This window comes from Bartonella sp. TP, assembly GCF_030406085.1.
Classification (GTDB): Bacteria; Pseudomonadota; Alphaproteobacteria; order Rhizobiales; family Rhizobiaceae; genus CALTWN01.
The window spans coordinates 474,248-495,563 of sequence record NZ_CP129002.1 but is presented as its reverse complement, the minus strand read 5'-3'; the positions used below and the strand labels follow the sequence as shown (position 1 = coordinate 495,563).

At 43.6% G+C, this 21,316-nt stretch carries 13 protein-coding genes; 4 read left to right on the top strand and 9 right to left on the bottom strand.

What is annotated here, in order from left to right:
* Nucleotides 1-7 precede the first annotated feature (7 nt).
* Together accD and QVL57_RS02455 are read right to left on the bottom strand one after the other, a co-directional pair.
* Nucleotides 8-862 carry an acetyl-CoA carboxylase, carboxyltransferase subunit beta gene (gene accD / locus QVL57_RS02460; RefSeq protein WP_290077237.1) on the bottom strand — a complete coding sequence of 285 codons (855 nt, stop codon included), beginning with the start codon at nt 860-862 and terminating at the stop codon, nt 8-10.
* Between the two features lie 40 nt (nt 863-902).
* Nucleotides 903-1,634, bottom strand: coding sequence for a sulfate transporter family protein (locus QVL57_RS02455; protein WP_290077235.1), 732 nt, complete (start codon nt 1,632-1,634; stop codon nt 903-905).
* Nucleotides 1,635-1,718: 84 nt separating this feature from the next.
* Here QVL57_RS02455 and QVL57_RS02450 point away from each other — a divergent pair, with 84 nt between their 5' ends.
* On the top strand, nt 1,719-2,798 hold the full coding sequence (locus QVL57_RS02450; protein WP_290077234.1) for an adenosine kinase: 1,080 nt from the start codon (nt 1,719-1,721) through the stop codon (nt 2,796-2,798).
* 8 nt (nt 2,799-2,806) lie between these two features.
* Here QVL57_RS02450 and coaBC read toward each other — a convergent pair whose 3' ends face one another.
* Genes coaBC through ubiE form a run of 3 tightly spaced genes read right to left on the bottom strand, consistent with a single transcriptional unit; the run spans nt 2,807 to nt 6,326 of the window.
* Nucleotides 2,807-4,006: a bifunctional phosphopantothenoylcysteine decarboxylase/phosphopantothenate--cysteine ligase CoaBC gene (gene coaBC / locus QVL57_RS02445; protein WP_290077232.1), complete on the bottom strand. Its 1,200-nt coding sequence runs from the start codon at nt 4,004-4,006 to the stop codon at nt 2,807-2,809.
* A 4-nt stretch (nt 4,007-4,010) separates the two neighbouring features.
* Entirely contained in the window at nt 4,011-5,537 is a 1,527-nt protein-coding gene (gene ubiB / locus QVL57_RS02440; protein ID WP_290077230.1) for a 2-polyprenylphenol 6-hydroxylase, read from the bottom strand.
* Nucleotides 5,538-6,326: a bifunctional demethylmenaquinone methyltransferase/2-methoxy-6-polyprenyl-1,4-benzoquinol methylase UbiE gene (gene ubiE, locus QVL57_RS02435; protein ID WP_290077228.1), complete on the bottom strand. Its 789-nt coding sequence runs from the start codon at nt 6,324-6,326 to the stop codon at nt 5,538-5,540.
* Nucleotides 6,327-6,437: 111 nt separating this feature from the next.
* Between ubiE and QVL57_RS02430 the strand changes: the two genes are divergently transcribed.
* Together QVL57_RS02430 and QVL57_RS02425 are read left to right on the top strand one after the other, a co-directional pair.
* Nucleotides 6,438-7,217 carry a glycosyltransferase family 25 protein gene (locus tag QVL57_RS02430; RefSeq protein WP_290077226.1) on the top strand — a complete coding sequence of 260 codons (780 nt, stop codon included), beginning with the start codon at nt 6,438-6,440 and terminating at the stop codon, nt 7,215-7,217.
* Nucleotides 7,218-7,245: 28 nt separating this feature from the next.
* Complete coding sequence (locus QVL57_RS02425) at nt 7,246-8,010, top strand: glycosyltransferase family 25 protein (RefSeq protein ID WP_290077224.1); 765 nt, start codon at nt 7,246-7,248, stop codon at nt 8,008-8,010.
* 1 nt (nt 8,011) lies between these two features.
* Here the strand turns inward: QVL57_RS02425 and hrpB are convergent, their stop codons facing one another.
* Nucleotides 8,012-10,420, bottom strand: a complete 2,409-nt coding sequence (hrpB, locus tag QVL57_RS02420; protein WP_290077222.1) for an ATP-dependent helicase HrpB — start codon at nt 10,418-10,420, stop codon at nt 8,012-8,014.
* 76 nt (nt 10,421-10,496) lie between these two features.
* Between hrpB and gyrB the strand changes: the two genes are divergently transcribed.
* Nucleotides 10,497-12,932, top strand: coding sequence for a DNA topoisomerase (ATP-hydrolyzing) subunit B (gene gyrB / locus QVL57_RS02415; protein ID WP_290077220.1), 2,436 nt, complete (start codon nt 10,497-10,499; stop codon nt 12,930-12,932).
* Here the strand turns inward: gyrB and pncB are convergent.
* The 3 genes from pncB to rpsA are packed head-to-tail and all read right to left on the bottom strand — an operon-like array spanning nt 12,929 to nt 21,229.
* On the bottom strand, nt 12,929-14,233 hold the full coding sequence (gene pncB, locus QVL57_RS02410) for a nicotinate phosphoribosyltransferase (RefSeq protein WP_290077218.1): 1,305 nt from the start codon (nt 14,231-14,233) through the stop codon (nt 12,929-12,931). The genes gyrB and pncB overlap by 4 nt on opposite strands.
* 18 nt (nt 14,234-14,251) lie before the next feature.
* A complete protein-coding gene (locus QVL57_RS02405) occupies nt 14,252-19,471 on the bottom strand; it encodes a glucoamylase family protein (RefSeq protein ID WP_290077216.1) in 5,220 nt (1,739 codons plus the stop codon).
* A 60-nt stretch (nt 19,472-19,531) separates the two neighbouring features.
* On the bottom strand, nt 19,532-21,229 hold the full coding sequence (gene rpsA / locus QVL57_RS02400; RefSeq protein ID WP_290077214.1) for a 30S ribosomal protein S1: 1,698 nt from the start codon (nt 21,227-21,229) through the stop codon (nt 19,532-19,534).
* Between the last annotated feature and the right edge of the window lie 87 nt (nt 21,230-21,316).

The window sequence follows — 21,316 nt, the reverse complement described above, 5'->3', positions numbered from 1 at the left end:
CGCTACTTTAAGCAGCTTGTTTTAGCATTAACCGCAAGAGCCTCGCAATGGTTTCTTTTAGGTTATAACGCGGCACTACCATATCCACCATGCCGTGTTTTAGTAAATATTCGGCACTTTGGAAGCCCTCTGGCAGTTTTTCCCGTATGGTTTGCTGTATCACCCGTGGGCCAGCAAAGCCTATCATGGCGCCGGGCTCGGCAATATGTACATCGCCTAGCATAGCGTAAGAAGCACTAACACCGCCAGTGGTTGGGTTGGTTAGCACTACAATATAGGGCTGGCCAGCTTCTTTTAATAATTGCACGGCGATGGTGGTACGCGGCATTTGCATAAGTGAAAAAATGCCCTCTTGCATACGGGCGCCGCCAGAGGCTACAAAAAATACCAAGGGCCGCTTTAGCTCCGCTGCTTTTTCAAAAGCTGCTATAATTGCCTCGCCAGTAGCAAGGCCTAGCGACCCCCCCATAAAGGCGAAATCTTGCACCACAGCTACTATGGGCAGGGTTTCTATTTGCCCTAGAGCAGCGGTGATATTATCTTCTTTTTCTAGTTTGGTGCGATAGGCTTTAAGCCGGTCTATATATTTTTTTTCGTCGCGGAATTTTAGTGGGTCGGTGGGCACTGTGGGGTTTGGCAGTACTTCATATGCGCCATTGTCAAAAAAATGCTGCAGGCGCAATGCTGGGCTAATAGGCAGGTGAAAGCCCGAGCTGGGTACGACAAATTGGTTGTCTTCTACTTCTTTACGAAAGACCATTTCGCCGCTAGCTGGATCTTTGATCCACATATTTTCTGGCATGTCTCGTTTCGTAAACATAGATTTAATTTTGGGGCGGACATAATTGGTTAGCCAGTTCATCGAGGCACCTTATTGCTGTTAATAAACACATTACTGTTTATTATACAATTTTTTTCGTTTGCCGTCTAGCTTCTGTAATATTTTTATAAATATATGCCATAAAGCTAGCAGCAAAAAGCGGCGCCACTAGGTTTAACAGCGGTATAGAGCTTATAAAGGCAATTAGTAACCCGCAGATAAAAATCGTGCTTAAATGCTGGTTAAACAAGGCGGTAGCCTCTTGATAGCTATGAAAGCGCTGTGCATTGATAATGAAATAAGCGCGACCCAAAATATAGCCATTGACTATATAAAAGCTAAAAATATGAATAGGGGTAAAGAAATACATTATCAAAGCGGCAATATTGCCAATAATGCTAATGGCCAAAAAACGTAAGCTAAAGCTAAATGATTCTTGCCAGTTCATAGCACGGCCGGGGGCAAGCTCGGGGTAATCTTCTTGTTCTATTACCGCAATGGCATCATCGGCAAAAAAGCTACCTACAAAAGCAGTAAGCGGGGCAAGAAAAAAATAAAAGGCAAAACTAAGCCCCAGGCTAAAAAATAATACGGCCAAAAAGCTAAGCCAACCCACCGCTAGTGAAAGCGGCGCAAAGGCCCCAGCAATAAATGGCATGGCAAACAACATAAAAATATGGCGGAATAAAAACCAGCAAACAGCCAAGCACAAGATAGTAATAGCGAGCACGCGCCAAAAAATATTGCGCATGCCGGGGCTAAACAGCTTGCCTACAGCACGCAGGGCACAGTTTAAGATATTAATAGGCATCATGCTTAATAATTAGGTTAGCCTATGGTAAAAATCAATGGCTTATGTTATAGTTTTATTTTGGTAATCTAACATGGAGCGTGGCACATGGCCCCTAGCGATATCCACCCTGTTCGTAATGTTGACTTGATTGTTCTGGGCACGCCAATGGCAGATATATTAAGCGATTGTAGTGAAGAATTTTTGCAACAGCATAATATCAGCAAAAGCTCCCGCAGGTTGATAGATCAAGAGCGAGCAAAGTTTTTACACAGTTTTATGCATAATGCGCAAGAGGTTATGGGGGGTAGCGGTCCTAATACGGTGCACGCCTATGCGCTTTTGGGTGGCAAGGCCGGATTTTTTGGCAAGATAGGCGACGACGCTATTGGCCACAGATATGCACAGAGTTTACATCAATTGGGGGTTGATTTTTCGGTAGAGCCCTTAAAAAACGGTCCTTCTACCGCGCTATGCCTAATTTTTAATACTCCAGATGGCGAGCGTTCTATGAATACTTATCTGGGGGCTGGTAGCTATTTTAGCAAAAGCGATATTGATTATGACAAAATTAAACATAGCAAAATTGTTTATATTGAGGGCTATCAGTGGAAGGATGAGTGCTCAAAGCAGGCCGCGTTGCATGCCATAGAAATAGCTCGTAAATATGGGGTAAGGGTAGCTTTGTCTCTTTCCGACCCTGCTTGCGCTATAGAGTTTCGGCAAGATTTTTTGCAGCTTATGAATGAAGGAAAACTAGATATTTTACTGGGCAATGATATTGAAGCGCAGGAACTTTATCCAGATCTATCATTTGACGATATTATTTTGCGTTTGCAACAATCAGTTAACAGCGCTGCCTGCATAACTATGGGCAAAAAGGGCTCGGTGGTGATTGCTCGTGATGGCGTGGAGTATATAGCGGCGATGCCAGTGTCGAATGTGCTAGACACTACCGGTGCGGGGGATGTTTTTGCCGCTGGGTTTCTATTTGGCTTTAACGCTGGCTTAAGCTTAAAAAATAGTGGTAAGCTTGCTTCAATCTGTGCTAGTTTGATTATAGAACAAAAGGGCTCGCAATTTGGCGGGGATTTGCAAAAAGCGGTGTTGAATAGTCGCTGGGGTGATGATTTTATTGAGCTACAGGAAATTTGGCTGGATTCTGTACCTATTTGTCGGGCGAGTTGAGTTTTTTCTCAAAAATAATTGGTCGCAATATATTCGGCTAGTTTTTGGCCTATTTGCTGCTTGCTTAATTTTGGCCAATGCTCTTCTTTGTCTTTGCTTATTAGGGTAATTTGATTGAACTCGCTGCCAAAGGCGGAATCTTTGCCATTTACCTTATTTGCTATTATGACGTCGGCTTGTTTTTTTTGCAATTTTGCCTTGGCATAGTCGATATGATTCTCTGTCTCGGCAGCGAATCCTATAACTAATTTAGGCCTATTTGCGGCTGTAGCGATGGTCTGCAAAATATCTGGATTTTTTTGCAGGGTTAATTGCATGCTATCTTCGGCTAGTTTTTTGAGCTTTTGCGGTGCTATTTCTGCGGCGCGCCAATCACAAACAGCGGCTACAAAAATTGCACCATCGGCCGGTAGCTGGGCTTGTACTGCTTGTAGCATTTCGGCTGCGGTTTGTACTTTGACTATTTGCAGATTTTCGGGTGGCTTGCTTTTTGTTTCGCCACAAATTACTACTATCTGCGCGCCATATTGTGCCAAACCTTGCGCTATGGCAAAGCCCTGTTTGCCAGAGGAATGATTGCTGATGTAACGCACCGGATCTATCGGCTCTATAGTAGCGCCAGTGGTTATAATAAATTTTTTGCCAGCAAGGGCCGTGTGTTGCGGTGCTAGCAAAGCCTCGGCCTTGGTTGCTATTTCTAGCGCTTCGCTCATGCGGCCGATGCCATGATGATTCTTTTCTGCCATGGCGCCAATATTTGGGCCGATAAATGCATAGCCATCTTGGCGCAGAAAGGTTACCGCGCGCTGTATGGCGGGATTAGCCCACATATGGGGATTCATCGCCGGGGCAAGTAATATAGGGCAGGTTGCAGCTAGCAATACAGTGCCAGCAAAATCTTGGGCCAATCCAGTAGCGGTGCTGGCTAAGCGATTGGCCGTAGCCGGGGCGACTATAAGCAAATCAAGCATTGAGCTAAGCTTAATATGGCTGATATCGTCTTTTGCACCCTCTTCGAATAAGGCGCCATATACAGGCATATGGCTTAGCGCGGCTGCACTAAGGCTGGTTATGAATTTTTGCGCCGCTGGGGTTAAGATTACATGCACTATAGCGCCGCGTTCTTTTAAGCGGCGAATTAGATCTAGCGACTTATAGGCTGCAATGCCACCGCCAATTATTAAGCCGATATTTTTTTGTGCCAGCATGTTTTTACCCTAATTTCCGCAACAATAAATAAATTAAAGTAATGCAGAGTAAGCAAAAAGCCAATACGGCCCAGCCAGCAATGCGTGCTAATTTCTTATAGAGTTGGCGTCCGGCTTTTGCGGCGCTTGCATTTAGCTCTTGCGTTGCTTGCCATTGCTCAATTAGCCCAGTGCCGTAATGAGTAAAGCGCTCAAAGCTTAGGCCTGCCTTGTGTAATTGCTTTGGCAGTGCTTGTGGGCCCATATTTTTTGCCATCCAGTTTTTTACAATTGGTTTTGCCGTTTCCCACATGTTAAAATCCGGGTCTAGCTCACGCGCCAGTCCCTCTACCACAACAAGGTTTTTTTGTAGCAGCAGTAATTCTGGCCTTGTTTGCATGTCAAAAATTTCGGTAATCTCGAAAAGCAAGCCTAGCAAGCGGGCCATAGAGATGTTTTTTGCGTCTTGGCCATAGATAGGCTCGCCAATGGCACGGTTGGCCTGGGCAAAATCGGCCACATTATGATGTTTTGGCACATAGCCAGCATCAAAATGTGCTTGAGCCACTCGCATATAGTCTCTTTTGATAAAACCATATAATATCTGGGCCAGAAAATAGCGCTCTTTATCGCCCAGCCGGCCGGTAATGCCAAAATCTATGGCTATTATGTCGCCATTTTTATCTACAAACAGATTGCCAGGATGCATGTCGGCATGAAAAAACCCATACCACATGGCATGTTTAAGAAAGCTTTGCATTAGGTTTTTTGCCAATAATTTTGCATCTAACCCCAGTTGTTTTAGCCCCTCATGGTCATTTAGCTTAACACCATCAATCCACTCCATGGCCAATACATCGCGGCCCGTTAGTTGCCAATTCACCTTTGGCACGCGAAAATTAAGGTCGTTTTTAGTATTTTCGGCCATTTCTGCAATGGCAGCAGCTTCTAACCGCAGATCCATTTCCATTTTAATGGTTTGCTCAAGTGACTGTACAACATCTACTGGCCGTAAGCGGCGGGCTTTTTTCAACAAGCGCTCTTGCCAGCGCGCACTTAGGTAAAAACTGCGCAAATCCTTGGCGAAGCGAGCCTTAATGCCAGGGCGCAGCACCTTTATAGCTAATAGCTGGCCCGCGCTCTTTGCTTGATGCACTTGCGCTATGGAAGCGGCGGCAATCGGCTGCGAGAAATCGGGCAAAGCTTCGGCCAATTCTGTCGCGCTTAGCTTTAGGCTGTTTTGTATTTGCAATAAGGCTTCGGCGCGGCTAAATGGCTGCGCTCGGTCTTGCAACAGGCTTAAATAATTACTCAGCGTAGCCCCCACAATATCTGGCCTGGTGGCTAAAAACTGCGCCAGCTTGACATAAGAGGGGCCTAATCTGTCTATTTCTGCGGCTAATTGCTGTGGTTCTATGGTTTTTTTGCTAGTGAATAATTTAACAAATTGCTTTAGCCAAGGCGAAGAGTCAAAATTTTCTAGTAACTTTGCCGTTATGCCATAGCGGGTAAAGATAAAGCCAGCATGGATTAGGCGAAATAAAGCAAACATCTATGGCAGCTTCCAGCCTTCATGAATCGCAGCGATGCCGCCGCTAAGATTGCGATAAGTTGCTTTGGCAAAGCCTGCACGTTCAATCATTAGCTTGAAATCTTCCTGGGCAGGAAATTTACGGATAGATTCTATTAAATATTGATACGAGCTTTTGTCGCCAGCGATTAAAGCGCCCATATTAGGTATGGCGTAAAACGACCATAAATCATAAAGCTTGGCTAGCAGCGGCAAATCTATTTGCGAAAATTCCAAGCACAAGAAATGCCCACCGGGTTTTAGCACCCGATATGCCTCGGCCAGAGCTTGGTCGATATGCGGTACATTACGTATGCCAAAGCTAATGGTATAGGCGTCAAAACTATTATCCTCAAAGGGTAATTTTTGCGCATCACCTTCAATAAACTCGATATATTCGCTATAGCCTTTTGCTTGTGCGCGCTCGCGCCCCACCTCTAGCATCGAGCTATTGATGTCGACCAGGCAGATTTTTATTTGCTCGTTGCCTCTGCCAGCTTTAAGCGCTCTAAAGGCGATGTCGGCGGTACCGCCAGCTACATCTAGCAGGCGCCAGGGCGTGTGTCGTGCTGGGTTCAGGCGACTAATCAGCGCGTCTTTCCACAAACGATGCATGCCAGCAGACATAAAATCATTCATTAAATCGTATTTTTTTGCTACGGAATGGAAAACCTGGTTGACTTTTTGTTGTTTAGCATCTGGTTCAACATCGCTAAAGCCAAAGGAAGATTCCATGCCGCCATCTGCACCTATACGTTGCTTTTCTTCCATACAAGCCTCCTTGGCCATATTATAGCAGCAAAGATCTTGTAACGCCAGTAAATATTATGGCTAGACATTAATGGCTCACTCTTTTATATTTAGCGGCAAAGATTAATTTGGATGAAAATTATGCAAATCTATGTGATAAATCTAAACCGCTCTGAGGATAGATTACGGCTTATTAAAGCGCAAATGCAGAATTTGGGGCTAGAATTTGTGCGGGTAGAAGCCATAGATGGTAGCAAATTAGATGAGGCAGAGCTTAAAGCGCGGCAAGATTGTAAAAAGGCTTATATTTCGTCTGTAACGTGCCAGATTTTGAACGAGGTGGCATGTAATTTAAGCCATGCAAAAGTGCTAGAGCTTATTGCAAATGGTACAGATGAATATGGGGTGGTGCTAGAGGATGACGCGCTATTGTCAAAAAACGCTGCCCAATTTTTGCAAGATTCCAGTTGGATTCCAGCAAATACTGCCTTGGTAAAGCTAGATATTGGTTGTAAAAAAGTATTGCTACGGCATGAAATGCGCATTAATGAGGAATATGAGCTATATCGCTGTCGCTCAAGTAATTATGTCGCTGTTGGATATATTATCTCTCGCCAGGCGGCGCGGGATTTATATCCTTTATTACAGAATACAGCTTTGGCTGTAGATGTGCTTTATTATAGCTTTGAGTTTGGCCTGGCGAAGCAGCTGCAGGTTTTGCAACTATATCCTGCTATATTACGGCAGTCTGGCGCGGCTTCAGAAATTCAGCATTTAGCATATAAAAAGGGGTGGAATAAAGCTGCCTTTATTTATATGTATAAGCGTTGGCATAGTAAAGTATTTAGCAGATATTTGGATATAGGCAGAAAATATAAATGGTGTATAATACCATGTCCTTTACTCAAATAGCCAACAACTTTTATAGAAAGGGCAAATTGTGCAAATATATGTTATAAATCTAGATAGAGCGGTGGGCCGCTTGCAGCATATTCAAGCGCAAATGCACGATCTAGGTTTAAGCTTTACCCGAGTGCCAGCTATTGACGCTAGAGATTTAGACTATGAGCAAACAGTTGCTCTGCATAGCAAGAGTGACTATTGCTCGTGGTTATTATGCGAAAATTTGGGCGAGGCTGCATGTAATTTAAGCCATGCAAAGGCGCTAGAGCTTATTGCCAATGGTGCAGATGAATATGGGGTAGTGCTAGAGGATGACGCGCTATTGTCAAAAAACGCTGCTCAGTTTTTACAAGATTCCAGTTGGATTCCAGCAAATACTAAATTGTTAAAAATAGATACTGGCTCTGTTAAGTCGAATGTGCTGTTGGAATATAGCGCTAATATCACGCCGGATTATGCCTTGTATAAGCGTTTGTCAACTTCCTATCTGGCTGCTGGCTATATTGTTTCGCGCCAAACAGCGCGGCAATTATCGCAAATATTGCAAACCACGCCATTTTTGGTAGATGCTCTATATTATAGTTTTGAGTGTGGCATGGCCCAGGAGCTGCAAGTGTTGCAGCTATACCCTGCTATTATTGGCCATGGCAGAAAAATGCCATCGCAGATTCAGCACCCCAAAAAACGTCGTGGATGGAATAAAAATCGGTTTATTTATCTCTACCAACGTTGGCGTAGCTATGGTGGCAAAAATTGGCATTTTGGCACGCATTACAGATGGGGCAAAGTGCCGCTTGTATAGGTTATGGCTCTAGGGGCCAGAAATGCTTGGGGTAGCGGGCGCGCATTTCACGCGCGATTTGGGGCCAAGAACTGCGCCAGAAATTTGGCACATTGTCGGTAATTTGTATGGGGCGCCGTGCGGGAGAGAGAATTTCAAACTGTAGGGGGTATTTACCAGCCCCGATAAAGTCTCTTTGCCTCACGCCGTATAATTCCTGCGCTTTTAGGCGCACCCGGGGTTGCGGCGTGGTGTAGTCTATTGCCACCTTGCCTTTGGAAGTTTGGTAAAATTCTGGGGCCAAGGTTGCGGCTTTTTCTTGCAGCTCATAGGGCCAGATATTTAAAATGGCGTTTTTTATATTCTGCCAGCTTAGCTCGCCAAAGCTTTGCAGGCCCGCTAAATAGGGCTGTAGCCAATTTTCATTTTGGCTTAAATATTCTGCATTAATTATTGGCTTAAACTCGGCAAAGGAGTTTTGCAGCCAAGCCAGGCGGCTAAGTAGTGCTTCAATTTCTATACTATGTCCCAAAAGCTCTAGCCCATGTTCTTTAATGGCTTTGCTGGCGAGTATGCTGAATTCTGCGCTTGTAGGGCGTGGTAATTGTTGCTTTTGTAGTTCTATTGCGCCGATAGTTGTTGTTAATATTGCGCGGAAATTTCCGCTGGCCTTGTCATAATATATCTTCTCATATTGTTTTATTAAATCGGGCCTATTTTCAATTAGCGTTTTATCTATAGGGCAGGCTGCGACTATGCGCTGCTTGCCCTGCGCACCATGAAGTTTGGCTATAATCAAGAAAACAGAACTAGCCAGGTTGCAACTTTCATCCAAATAAGCGCGGCTGCCATTGCTAAGAAGATAATAACCAGAGCCGCAGGCTTTTGCTATTTGCTCGGGAAAGGCTTGCAGCAATAATTCGCCGATTAAGCTTGGGGCCAGGGGCTGCATTTGATCCGCAGCGGCGAATCTTTCACTATAACGGCGTAGTTTTGCTGCCGCCGCTCCTTTATGATTACGCAATGTTTCGAATCGCAAGCTTATGTCGATAATATGGCTAGCAAAGCTCGGCTCTTCTAGCATTTGGCCAAGTAAGGCTGCTTCTTTCATACAATTTTTACTTCTTGCATAGAGCAGCATTTTGCTCAAAGGCAGGGGTAAATTTAGCTTTTGCAGTTCTTTACCATGTTCGGTAATATGGCCGCTAGCCGTGATGGCGTTATATCGCAGCAACTGTGTTTTTGCCTGGGCCAGCATTGCTTCTGGTGGCGGCGTTAAAAACGGTAAATTTGCTAGATTTATTATGCCATTGGCGGCGGCGTCTAACATTAATTTGCTTAAATCTGTTTGTAAAATCTCTGGGCTATCAAAAGCCGGGCGGCTGATATTTGTAGCCTTGTCCCATAAGCGAATGGCAACACCGGGGCGTAGGCGGCCAGCACGGCCAGCGCGCTGCTCAATTGCGCTAAGGCTGGCTTTTTGCGTTACCAAATAGACATTGTTACTCTGCGGCGAAAATACAGCGCGCCGGCTAAGCCCACTATCGATAACTACGCCGATATTCTCAAGCGTTATTGAGCTTTCGGCAATAGAGCTGCTAATTATTACGCGGCGTTTATTGCTGGGGCTAAATATTGCTGCGGTTGCTTGGCTACCAATATTGCTGTGCAATTGATGTAACTCTATTGCCTTAGGTAATGCCTGCTGCGCTAGCGCGGCCACAGCGGCGATTTCTTTTTGCCCTGGTAAAAAAACCAAGATATCATCTGCATATTTATCCAGCGCCGTTAAGATGATTTTGGTAATATATTGGTTGAAATTGACATTATTAACTGGTGGTGCTTGATAAATTATCTCAATAGGGTGGCATCGGCCTTGCGTTTGTATTAAGCTGGCTTGGGGCAAAAATGCTTGTAGGCTAGAAATATCTAAGCTTGCCGACATGATGCATATGCGTAAGTCAGGGCGCAATACCGCCATGCTTTCTAAGGCTAGGGCCAGGGCAAAGTCGCTGCTTGCGCTTCTTTCATGAAATTCGTCAAATATTATATATTTATAGCCGGGTAGCTCCGGATTTTGCAGCAACATGCGTTCTAATATGCCGCAAGTTACTAGTAAAATCTGTGTTTGCGCACCTGCCTTATGTTCGAATTTAACGCTATAGCCTATGGTTTCGCCTAATTTACTACCCAAAAGCTGCGATAAATAAGTGGCAATGCTTTTGGCAGCGATACGCCGTGGTACGGCTATGATAATTTTGCCCAAGCCTTGCTGTAGTAAAAATAGCGGTAAAAGCGTGGTTTTGCCACTGCCAGTAGGCGCTTGCAATAAGATGATATTGTGGCAAGCTTGCTTGGCTAGAAATTCTGCAAAACTTCTCATTATCGGCAATTTGTTTTGGCTTATAATTTTAGCTAATTTTTCTTGCATTATGAAACGTAAAATCCTTGGCAAAATCGGGCGTTTGCGTTATACTAGTTGCATTACTTATTCTCTGGAGCATGATATGACTGAAGAAGCCGCGCGTCAAGCGCAAGCGGAATACGGCGCTGATTCTATTAAAGTTTTAAAAGGGCTGGATGCCGTGCGTAAACGCCCGGGCATGTATATTGGCGATACAGATGACGGCTCCGGCCTGCATCACATGGTTTACGAAGTAGTGGACAATGGTATAGACGAGGCTTTGGCGGGCCATGCCAGCTTGATTAATGTAACGCTAGAGGCAGACGGGTCTTGTACTGTTACAGATAATGGCCGCGGCATACCAACCGACATTCATCCGACCGAGGGGGTTTCCGCGGCAGAAGTTATTATGACGCAGCTGCATGCTGGTGGTAAGTTTGACCAAAATTCTTATAAGGTTTCTGGTGGTTTGCATGGTGTGGGCGTATCGGTGGTCAATGCGCTTTCGACCTGGCTAAAGCTGCGAATTCGGCGTGGTGGCAAGGAATATGAGATTAGCTTTACCCATGGTGTGCCCGATGCACCGCTGCGTGTGATTCAAGAAAATGTGCAGGAAACTGGCACTAGCGTTTCTTTCTTGCCCAGCAAAGATACTTTTGCCATGGTGGATTTTGACTTTGCCACTTTAGAGCGGCGATTGCGAGAGTTGGCTTTTCTAAATTCAGGTGTTTATATTAAGCTTACCGATAAGCGCAAATCACCTATACATGAGGTGAATTTGCATTATAGCGGTGGGCTAGAAGAATTTGTAAAATATCTTGATGAGGCAAAAAAGCCGCTTATCGATAAGCCAATTTATATTAGTGGCGAAAAGGATGGCACGGGCGTAGAAGTGGCCATGTGGTGGAATGACAGCTATTTTGAGCGGGTATTGTGCTTTACCAATAATATTCCGCAACGTGATGGCGGTACGCATTTGGCGGGGTTTCGCTCGGCCTTAACCCGGCAGGTGAATCAATATGCCGAGAGTTCGGGGCTAGCAAAAAAGGCAAAATTAGCGCTAACCGGTGAGGATTGCCGCGAGGGCTTGACGGCTATTTTGTCTGTTAAAGTGCCCGACCCTAAATTTTCTTCGCAAACGAAAGACAAGCTAGTTTCATCCGAAGTGCGTACGGTGGTTGAAAGTTTTGTGAATGAGGCCCTGGCAACCTGGCTAGAAGAGCACCCAGCAGAAGCTAAAATATTAATTGCTAAGGTTATAGAGGCAGCTAGCGCTCGTGAAGCAGCAAAAAGAGCGCGAGAATTAACAAGGCGCAAGGGCGCGTTGGACATTGCCTCTTTGCCTGGTAAGCTGGCCGACTGCCAAGAGCGCGACCCAGCATTGTCAGAAATATTTATAGTAGAAGGTGACTCCGCTGGTGGCTCGGCTAAATCTGGCCGCTCGCGCAAAAATCAGGCGATATTACCGTTGCGTGGTAAGATCTTGAATGTGGAGCGCGCGCGTTTTGACCGCATGCTTTCGTCTGAAATGATCGGCACGCTGATAACTGCTCTTGGCACCTCTATTGGTAAGGATGAATTTAATATTGAAAAATTGCGCTATCATAAAATCATTATAATGACCGATGCCGATGTTGACGGCGCGCATATTCGCACGCTGTTGCTAACTTTTTTCTTTCGGCAAATGCCGCAATTACTAGAACAGGGCTATATTTATATCGCACAGCCGCCTTTATATAAGGTAAGCAAGGGTCGGTCCTCGCAATATATTAAAAATGAGCTTGCTTTTGAAGAGTTTTTGATTAATAACGGCTTGGAAGATACTCGCCTAGAGCTGCAAAATGGTGAAATCATCATGGGCAATGATTTATTACAGCTATTATATGAAGCAAAGCGGCTGCGCCAATTTTTACAAGCTATACATGTAAAATATAATCGGCAATTGATAGAGCAGGCGGCGATTGCGGGCGCGTTAAACCAGAGTAAAATGACTGATGAAGCTGCCCAGCAAGTTGCCCAAAGGCTGAATTTGATAGCTAATGAATTTGAAGATAGCTGGCAAGGCTATGTTGTTTTAGACCCGCAGCAAAATATGGACGAAGATCGTATGGTTTTCGAGCGGACCTTGCGCGGTGTAAAAGAAACTATCTATATAGATCGTAATTTTATTAGCAGTTCTGACGCTATGCAGCTAGACAAATTGCACGAAAATTTGGCACAGATTTATGAAGGCAAGCCAGTTTTGGCCTATAAAGATACCAGCATGGCGATAGACGGCCCTTTGGCCTTGCTCGAGCATATTTTTGCCAAGGCAAAAAAAGGTCTAAGTCTACAGCGCTATAAAGGCTTGGGCGAGATGAATGCCGACCAATTGTGGGAAACAACACTAGACCCAGATGCGCGCTCGTTGCTACGGGTAAAGATTGAAGATGCTATAGATGCTGATTTGCTTTTTTCTCGCTTAATGGGCGACGAGGTAGAGCCACGCCGTAATTTTATAAAAGAAAATGCATTGAGCGTTAGCAATTTGGATGTTTAGCTTTTTAGCTCTATATTCTTGCGGCCAGAGCTACCAAATAGCTTAAGATATTTTTCTATTTGCGCGGGTTCGCCAGTAGCCTTTAGCGGATTGTCAGAAAGCTTTACCGCGGGATTATTGTTGGCTTTGCTTACTTTGCATACTAGCGAAATTGGCTGCAACCAGCCTTCTGACATTGGGCTACAATCGGCAAAATCATTGGTTAAATTTGTGCCCCAGCCAAAGCTCATGCGTACCCGGCCCTGGAAATGCCTATAGGTCTGTTCGATACTTTCGGCATCCATTGCATCGGAAAATACTATAAGCTTTTTTTGCGGATTTTGCCCCTGGTCTTGCCACCATTTTATTAAGCGTTCGCCCGACTGTATTGGCGGCGCGCTGTCTGGGCGAAAACCGGTCCAATCTTTTACAAAATCTGGTGCATTATGCAAAAAAGACTCTGTGCCAAAAACATCTGGTAAGGCTACTAGTAGATTGCCATTGTAATAATTTTGCCAGTCGCGCATTACCCTATAGGGTGCATCTATGATCTCTGCATCGTTTTTTGCTATGGCTGCTAAGACCATTGGTAGCTCGTGACCGTTGGTGCCAGAGGCTTCTAGATCATTATTCATTGCTAGCAATACATTGGATGTGCCGATGAATTTTTCGCCCAGCCCTTCTTTTAGCGCTTCTACGCACCAGCTTTGCCATAAAAATGAATGGCGCCGCCTGGTGCCAAAATCGGCTATTTTTAAATGCTCTAGCTGGCGTAATCTCTCTACCTTACTCCATAATTTTGCCTTGGCTCTGGCATAGAACACATCTAAACTAAAGCGCCCCATATTCTGCATGGCTTTGCGGGCGCGTAGAGTGTTGATGATAGCTAATGCTGGTATTTCCCACATGGTACTATAGGGCCAAAGCCCGGTAAAGCTTAAATTATATTGCCCATTTTGTTTTTGCAGTTGATATTCTGGTAATTGAAAATTTTCTAGCCATTGTAAAAAATCTGGTTCAAAAATATTTTTGCGACCGTAAAACATATTACCAGCTAGCCAAATCATTTCTTTTTTGGTAAAGCGCAGGGAGCGCGCATGGTCTAGCTGTTCTCTTAGCTCTGTCTCGTCAACCTCATCGCTTAAGCGAATATGTTGGCTGCGATTGATTAGGCTAAAGCTAGCTTCGACATTGTTATATAGCTGCCAAATCATTTGCAGCATTAACAGCTTGTAAAAATCTGTGTCTAGCAATGAGCGAATAATCGGATCTAATTTCCAGCGATGATTATAAACGCGCATGGCGATATTTTGATGTAGCATGCTAGCTCTCCGGTTAAATTACTTAGCAAATTGTTCAGATAAAAAACCACGCTGCGCTTGTAGCGTAAGATAATCTGCCTTGCTTGCTGCTAATTGTGTTTTTTCTGCTTGTTTAGTAATATAGTGGAATGCGCTGTTTTGTACACTATAAGTCTGGTGCAGCCAGCATATCTCTTGCTCTAGCTGGGCAAAATCTTGGGACTGTGCTTCGTTTATCACCGTAAGCTCAACAATTAATCCATGCGAGCGTAGATAGGCTACGGCTGTTAGCATGTCGCGTAAGATATGAGTATAGTTTTTATTTTCGATTTTAATAATAATATGCGGGTGCGGTTTTTGGTAAATTATAGCTGGCAAGAGTTTTTGATAATTAGCCGCATCTTGCGAATTTATACTCATTTGAAATAGTCTGGCTTGTTCAAATGCCCAGCTTTTTTGCGCTTCGATAGCAAATATGTTTGGTTGCTCTAGATAATTATAGATTTGGGCTTTTGTTGCGCTGATATTACCAAGAATATACCAAAATACTAAGCGCTGTTTGGCGTTGGGTTTAAGGGTAAGCATTTGCCCATTGGCAAGTGGCGGGTTTAGAAAATAGCCTTTGGCCCCGCTAATGGCAGCTTGGATAATTATCTCTTGCATTTGGCTATTTTTATTTACTAGGGTAAGCTCATAGCCAAAGCCGTTAAGATAGAAATTATGCTCATTCGGCGCTAGGGCTATAATATTTAGTCTTGTTTCTATGCCGTTTTGCTCGCCATAGAATTGTGCAGAGCTAGGAGCAAAAACACAGCGCGAGGCTTGGGCACAAAGGTCAAATTCTAGCGGCTGCGCTAGGTTCTTGAGTATAAAGGTTTGTTGTAAGTGCAAAGCCGTGGCATGATCTACAGTTTGGCCGCGACTATTTAATATTATATGGTTGGCTCCAGAATTTAGCAATAACAATTCTTTTGAGCTACGCGGCTTTGCTATGTTTCGTTCTGCCTCGGCCATAAACAAATTTTGCGTAGATTGCTGCTGGCTGATAGTTTTAAAATTAGAAAAAGCCACACAGCGCGGGGCTTGCTCTTGCAGCAAGCTTTCATAGGCCTTAATATGCGCATTGGCATGAAAATAATCTTGCATTTGATTATTATTTAGTAAATTATAAATAGCAATTAACGACATGCCGTGATGGTGAGCATAATAGTTTTTTACGACAATGCTAGCGCTAGAAGTGGCGTTTTTGGGCAGTCTCTGCACAGTAAAATCTACTGCATCAAAAAAGCCATATTTGCCATAAGCACCGAGTTTTTTTAAATATCTAAGATTGCTCAAGGCAGTTTTGGGGTATAGCTGTGCAGCCAACAGGCTGGCATAAGGTGCCACAACATAGTTTTTTGCCAAGGCGCGCTGCAGACCTAAATCTGGTATACCAAAGTTAGAATATTGATAATTTAGCTCTGTGTCAAAAGCATTAAAGGCGGCTTCGGATATGCCCCAGGGGCGATTATGCAGGCGGCCATAAGCTATTTGTTTTTTAATTATTAGTCGATTGGTTTGCCCCGTTATAGATCCTGCTTCTTCGCGTAATACCAAGGGTGGCATTAAATATTCAAACATAGAGCCCGACCAGGAAAGTAAAGCTGCTTGGCCGTTGATAGAGGTTAAAAAGCGGCCCATGCGGCCCCAGATTTTATAGGATATATCGCCCTTGGCAATTGCTACATAATAAGCCAATCGCGCTTCTGAGGCTAGCATGTCATAACAGCTAGGTAATAATTTTTGCTGGGTTATATCATAGCCAATAGATAGGAGTTGTTTTTTTTTGCATAACAAAAAGCTAAAATCCATGGAATTAGCAAAATTTTTGGCAGAGATTGCCAGTTTAGCCGCACACTCGGCGATGATGTAATTCTCTGCTGTTTGGCTATTCCATTTATCCAAGGCGCCGCTAAGCGCAATTAAATGCCCAGCCAAATTGCCGTTATCTACACTAGATATGGTAAAGGGGGGCAGGGGCGCTAGCGTTTTTATGTCGTACCAATTATATAAATGTCCCTTGTGTTGGGGTAATTTATTGACCGAATCTAAGCAGTTTTCAATACGTTTTAATGCCGTTTCTAGACTTATCCAGCCAAAATCTTTTGCGGCTACGATGCTTAGCAAATACATGCCTATATTTGTTGGAGAGGTACGGGCGGCGATTTTTTCGCCATTATATTCTTGGTAATTATCTATGGGTAAATGATTATTTTCTGCATTGCAAAAATTTTCGTAAAAGCGCCAAATACGCTCGCCAAAAGCTTTGAATTCTTCAGCCATAGCAGGAGATATTTTTTGTGTTCTACAAGCAGGGCGGCTTATTATATAGGCGATAAAGGGGGCACAAAGCCATAAGAGAGCGCAAAAGGTGAAATAGATATTATTAGATAGGAGTAGGCCAAAAGCAGCTATTATCACAGAGCTGAACATGAATTCGATAAAACTGTGTAAATCTTGCTTGTCTAAATTGGCAAGACTGGCGCTTTTCCATTCTAGTAAATATTTGTGACTAATGAATAAACGATATAGGCTAATTAAGGCCGCGCGCGTTTGATACCACGCGCTATGGGCCATAAAGCACAGCCTTGTCAAAATTTCCATCGCCGTACACTTGCTTTGTTTGGCTAGTGCCATGAGATGGCTACTAAGGTAAATATGGCGCTTTATATGAAGCATGCTGCTGCATAAAGCCAATAGGGGCGCGCTAAAAATCGCTGCCACAAGGCTGATTTGCCAAATAAAGCTTGTATGAGGTGGTAAGAATAAAATGCTTAGAAAATAATTGAAGATAAATAAGGGTGCAAGACTCCAGCGGCGTAAATTATCTAGCAACTGCCAGAGTGATAGATTATTTAGCTCTTTTTTTGCGCCCATATTGCGCCAAATATAGGGTAGTAATTGCCAGTCGCCACGCGCCCAGCGCTCAAGCCGGTTTGCATCGCTTCTATAGCTGTTTGGGTACTCTTCGCCAAAAGATACATCGCTAACTAAAGCACAGCCAGCATAGCAACCTTCTAATAGATCGTGGCTCAAAACGCTATTTTCGGTAATTTTGCCTTGCAAAGCTTGCTCGAAGCTGTCGATGTCATAAATACCTTTGCCCACATAAATACCCTGGCCAAATAGATCTTGGTAAGAATCGTTAATAGCGCTGCTGTAAGGGTCGATGCCTGGCGCGCAGCTAAATATTTGCTGAAAATATGAGCTAAATTTTGCTGGCGTAATTAAGTTTAAAATACGTGGCTGCAATATGCTATAGCCTAATTTGCTTTGTTGGCTATATGCTAATTTGCCAATTAATTTCTCGGCGCTGGCTGGCAATAATTTTGTGTCGCTATCTAGGGTTATTAGATATTTTATATTTGCTGGTAAGTTTGAATCTTCTGCTATAAAACTAGTTTCTGAAGCTTTACCACGTAAAAGCTGCGCGAGTTCATGCAATTTACCACGCTTGCGCTCCCAGCCCATATAGCAATTTTGCGCGGGGTTAAAAAGGCGCTTGCGATGACATAGGAAAAAGCGAGGCTTGGCTGATGTTGCATAGAGTTGATTTAATTTAGCAATGGATTGCCGCGTATAATTTAGCAATTGTAAATCTTGCTCTGTTTCTTCATACTTGCTGTCTAGCCAGTCGGTAATAAGTGCGTAATATAGCTCGCCTTTGCTATTGCTAATATAGTTTGCCGCTAAGGCTTGTATTAATTCATCGATTGTTTCTTTGCTAATCAATAGGGTAGGAATAGCCACCAAGCTGCTATAGGACTCTGGTATAGTCCCGCTAAAATCATAGCCAAGCAATTTTCTTGTGGGTAGAAAGCTAGCGATAATTTTATTAAATACCGTAATTCCAACCTCTATGGCAAAAGGCGTGAATAGCGCTATAAATGTAATGCGTAGCCCGATGCTACAATAATTGCCCAATGTGAAAATCAGCATTAGGCATAAGGGCACCGCTATTGCTGCTACACAGCCTAGCATAAGCGCCATTGGATATTTTAGCATTGAGCGCTGTATTCTTGTGCTGAGATGTAGGTGGCATTTGCAAAACTGCTCTAGCTGTTGCCTTGCTTTGCCGATTAGATAATGGCCAACGGGGCTGGGCTGTTGTTGTATAAGCTTTATGGTATTTTCTGCTACTGCCAATTCCGACAAGGGACTTTGATTTGCAATTTCTTTTATCGCCTCGCGGCATATAGCGCGCGAATTATTGTCTAGCTGGCTATAGTCGCAGTTTTCGCTTAGCATTTTATCGACCAAGCTTAAGTCAGAAAACCATTTTTCCCATTCTATATTATCTAGATTTTTTATCGATTGGATGATATTCGCCATACTGGTGCAATTTTCAGCTTGTTCTGTTTCAAAGGCACTGGCGATGGTTTGGCAATTATTTGTGTTTTGCTTTAGCCAATTAACGGCTATGCTATATTCGGCTTGTTCGCGTAATTGATAATAGAGGCTGGTAACAAAATTGGGATTTTTTAAATAGGGTTGAAATTTAGCTAAAAATTGTGGTTGTTGCTGAAGTGCTAATTTTTCCTTATGTAATGTTTCGATTATCTGCCCGCTTAAGCGATACATTGCAATTAGATTCTGCAAATTAGTGCTTATTTCGCTGGCTTTATGCACCAAATGCAAGCGCAAGCATAGAGGTAGGGCGCCTATGGCATCTAGGCTTAGCGGGCTGATTTCTTGATAGGCAAGAATAAAGCTTTTAAAGCTCTTTAGATTGATTATATAATCACGACGCGCTAAAAAATGTTGGCATAAATCGCTGGCTGGGCCTATTTTTTTTAATAATTTTGGCGTTAGTTCTTGTATTATTTGCTGCTGCGTTTTATCAAGGATATAATAATTATCGATAAGCCAGCTGGCACTGGGGGGAATATTTTTGCCCTGTAAGGCTGATTTATTGAAAATGGTTACTGCGCGTAGTAAATTTTTTGCTTCTTCGGCAAATGTAAGTTTGATACGATACCATGGCGTAGGCCGGGGCTTATTCGCCTTATGTTCAGCCGCTAATATTTTGGCTAAAACCGTTAATTCATGGTCATCTAAATAGGCTGTGCTGGATTTTGTATTTTTATTTGGCAAAAATTGGGCATCTGTAACTATTGGCGAGAGTGGGCTGGTCTTGAATGTAGCATCACTAACTAGCCTGGTAAGATTGTTAAAAAAATTGCTTAAATACTTTTTTAATAAAACTAAAAATCTCATTACAAGCGTGGCCGTCGCTTATCTAGAATTAATGCCAGCAGCTAAGCTGCTGGCTCAAGATTATTTTTCGTCATTGCGGCGTTTTAGGGCAGCACCCAATATATCGCCCAGAGAAGCACCAGAGTCGCTAGAGCCATATTGCTCTACCGCTTTCTTTTCTTCTTCTATCTCTAGCGCCTTTATTGATAGCACTAATTTGCGTGTTTTTTTGTCAAACAGAACTACTTTGGCGTCTAGTCTTTGGCCTACGCTAAAGCGCTCTGGACGCTGCTCGTCGCGATCGCGCGAAAGGTCACTGCGATTTATTTGTGCTTCGATATCTTTGTCTACAAGCTTCACGGTAATAGAAGAATCATTAATACCAATAACTTCACAAGTTACGTTGGCGCCTTTCTTTAAATCCCCGGCAGCTTCGCTGAATTTATCATCGGTCAATTGCTTAATACCCAGCGAGATGCGTTCTTTTTCTACGTCAACATCTAGTACTACAGCTTTTACTATGTCGCCCTTTTTATATTCTGCTATTGCTTCTTCGCCAGAGCGATGCCAGTCTAAATCTGATAGATGCACCATACCGTCAACTTCGCCACCTAGGCCAATGAACAAACCAAATTCAGTTTTGTTTTTAACTTCACCCTCAATAACTGAGCGTACAGGATGCTCCATTAAAAAGGCTTGCCATGGATTGTCTAAAGTCTGTTTTAGTCCCAAGGAAATTCTACGTTTTTGTGGATCTAACTCTAGTATCACAGCCTCTATTTCTTGGCTGGTAGAAAGAATCTTAGATGGGTGCACATTTTTCTTGTTCCAGCTCATTTCCGAAATATGGATAAGCCCTTCAACACCAGCTGCTAGCTCTACAAAGGCACCGTAATCTGTAATATTGGTAACATGGCCTTTAACGCGACTGCCAGCAGGATATTTTGCGGCTACTGTTTCCCATGGGTCACTTTCTAGCTGCTTTACCCCTAGCGAAATGCGATGAGTTTCTGGATTAATACGTATGATTTGTGCGCGAACCGTTTGCCCAATGCTTAATAATTCTGAAGGGTGGTTTACCCGGCGCCATGCTAAATCTGTAACATGCAGCAATCCGTCTATGCCGCCTAAATCGATGAAGGCGCCGTAATCTGTGATGTTTTTAACTACGCCTTCTACTACTTGGCCTTCGGAAAGATTTTGAACAATTTCACCACGTTGTTCTGCTCTGTTTTCTTCGAGCACGCTACGGCGAGAAACAACGATATTGCCTCTTTTTTTGTCCATTTTCAGAATTTCAAATTTTTGCGTAACATTCATTAGCGAAGAAGGATCTTTAATTGGGCGAATGTCCACTTGACTGCGTGGCAAAAATGCTATGGCGCCGTCTAAATCTACCGTAAATCCACCTTTTACCTGCGCGAAAATAACGCCTTCTACATGCTCGCCATTAGTTTGCTTTTGCTCTAATACTGTCCAGCTTTCTTCTCGTCTTGCTTTTTCGCGCGAAAGAACGGCTTCGCCAGCGGCATTTTCTACGTGCTCTACAAAAACTTCTACTTCGTCACCCGGTTTAATAGAGCCATCACGTGCCTTGGCGCCAAATTCTTTTAGAGGTACTCTACCTTCAACTTTTAAGCCAGCATCGATTATGACCATATCTTTTTCAATGCCGATAACGCGGCCTTTTATTACCGCATTGTCTTTTAAATTATTTGAGCTGAGGGATTCATCCAAAAGTGAGGCGAAATCTTCACGTGTGGGGTTTGATTGTGACATAAATGCTCCTAGTAAAAGCTTTTTAAGCTTTGTCCGCATGGTTAGTGTTTTTATCTAGAGCGTGAGTTTTAAAAGCGATGAAACTTA

Bases quoted from the DNA above. Each gene is read 5' to 3' on its own strand.
- QVL57_RS02405 (WP_290077216.1), bottom strand. From the start codon at position 19,471: ATGAGATTTTTAGTTTTATTAAAAAAGTATTTAAGCAATTTTTTTAAC.
- rpsA (WP_290077214.1), bottom strand. From the start codon at position 21,229: ATGTCACAATCAAACCCCACACGTGAAGATTTCGCCTCACTTTTGGAT.
- ubiE (WP_290077228.1), bottom strand. From the start codon at position 6,326: ATGGAAGAAAAGCAACGTATAGGTGCAGATGGCGGCATGGAATCTTCC.
- QVL57_RS02430 (WP_290077226.1), top strand. From the start codon at position 6,438: ATGAAAATTATGCAAATCTATGTGATAAATCTAAACCGCTCTGAGGAT.
- ubiB (WP_290077230.1), bottom strand. From the start codon at position 5,537: ATGTTTGCTTTATTTCGCCTAATCCATGCTGGCTTTATCTTTACCCGC.
- coaBC (WP_290077232.1), bottom strand. From the start codon at position 4,006: ATGCTGGCACAAAAAAATATCGGCTTAATAATTGGCGGTGGCATTGCA.
- hrpB (WP_290077222.1), bottom strand. From the start codon at position 10,420: ATGCAAGAAAAATTAGCTAAAATTATAAGCCAAAACAAATTGCCGATA.
- QVL57_RS02450 (WP_290077234.1), top strand. From the start codon at position 1,719: ATGGCCCCTAGCGATATCCACCCTGTTCGTAATGTTGACTTGATTGTT.
- gyrB (WP_290077220.1), top strand. From the start codon at position 10,497: ATGACTGAAGAAGCCGCGCGTCAAGCGCAAGCGGAATACGGCGCTGAT.
- QVL57_RS02455 (WP_290077235.1), bottom strand. From the start codon at position 1,634: ATGATGCCTATTAATATCTTAAACTGTGCCCTGCGTGCTGTAGGCAAG.
- accD (WP_290077237.1), bottom strand. From the start codon at position 862: ATGAACTGGCTAACCAATTATGTCCGCCCCAAAATTAAATCTATGTTT.
- pncB (WP_290077218.1), bottom strand. From the start codon at position 14,233: ATGCTACATCAAAATATCGCCATGCGCGTTTATAATCATCGCTGGAAA.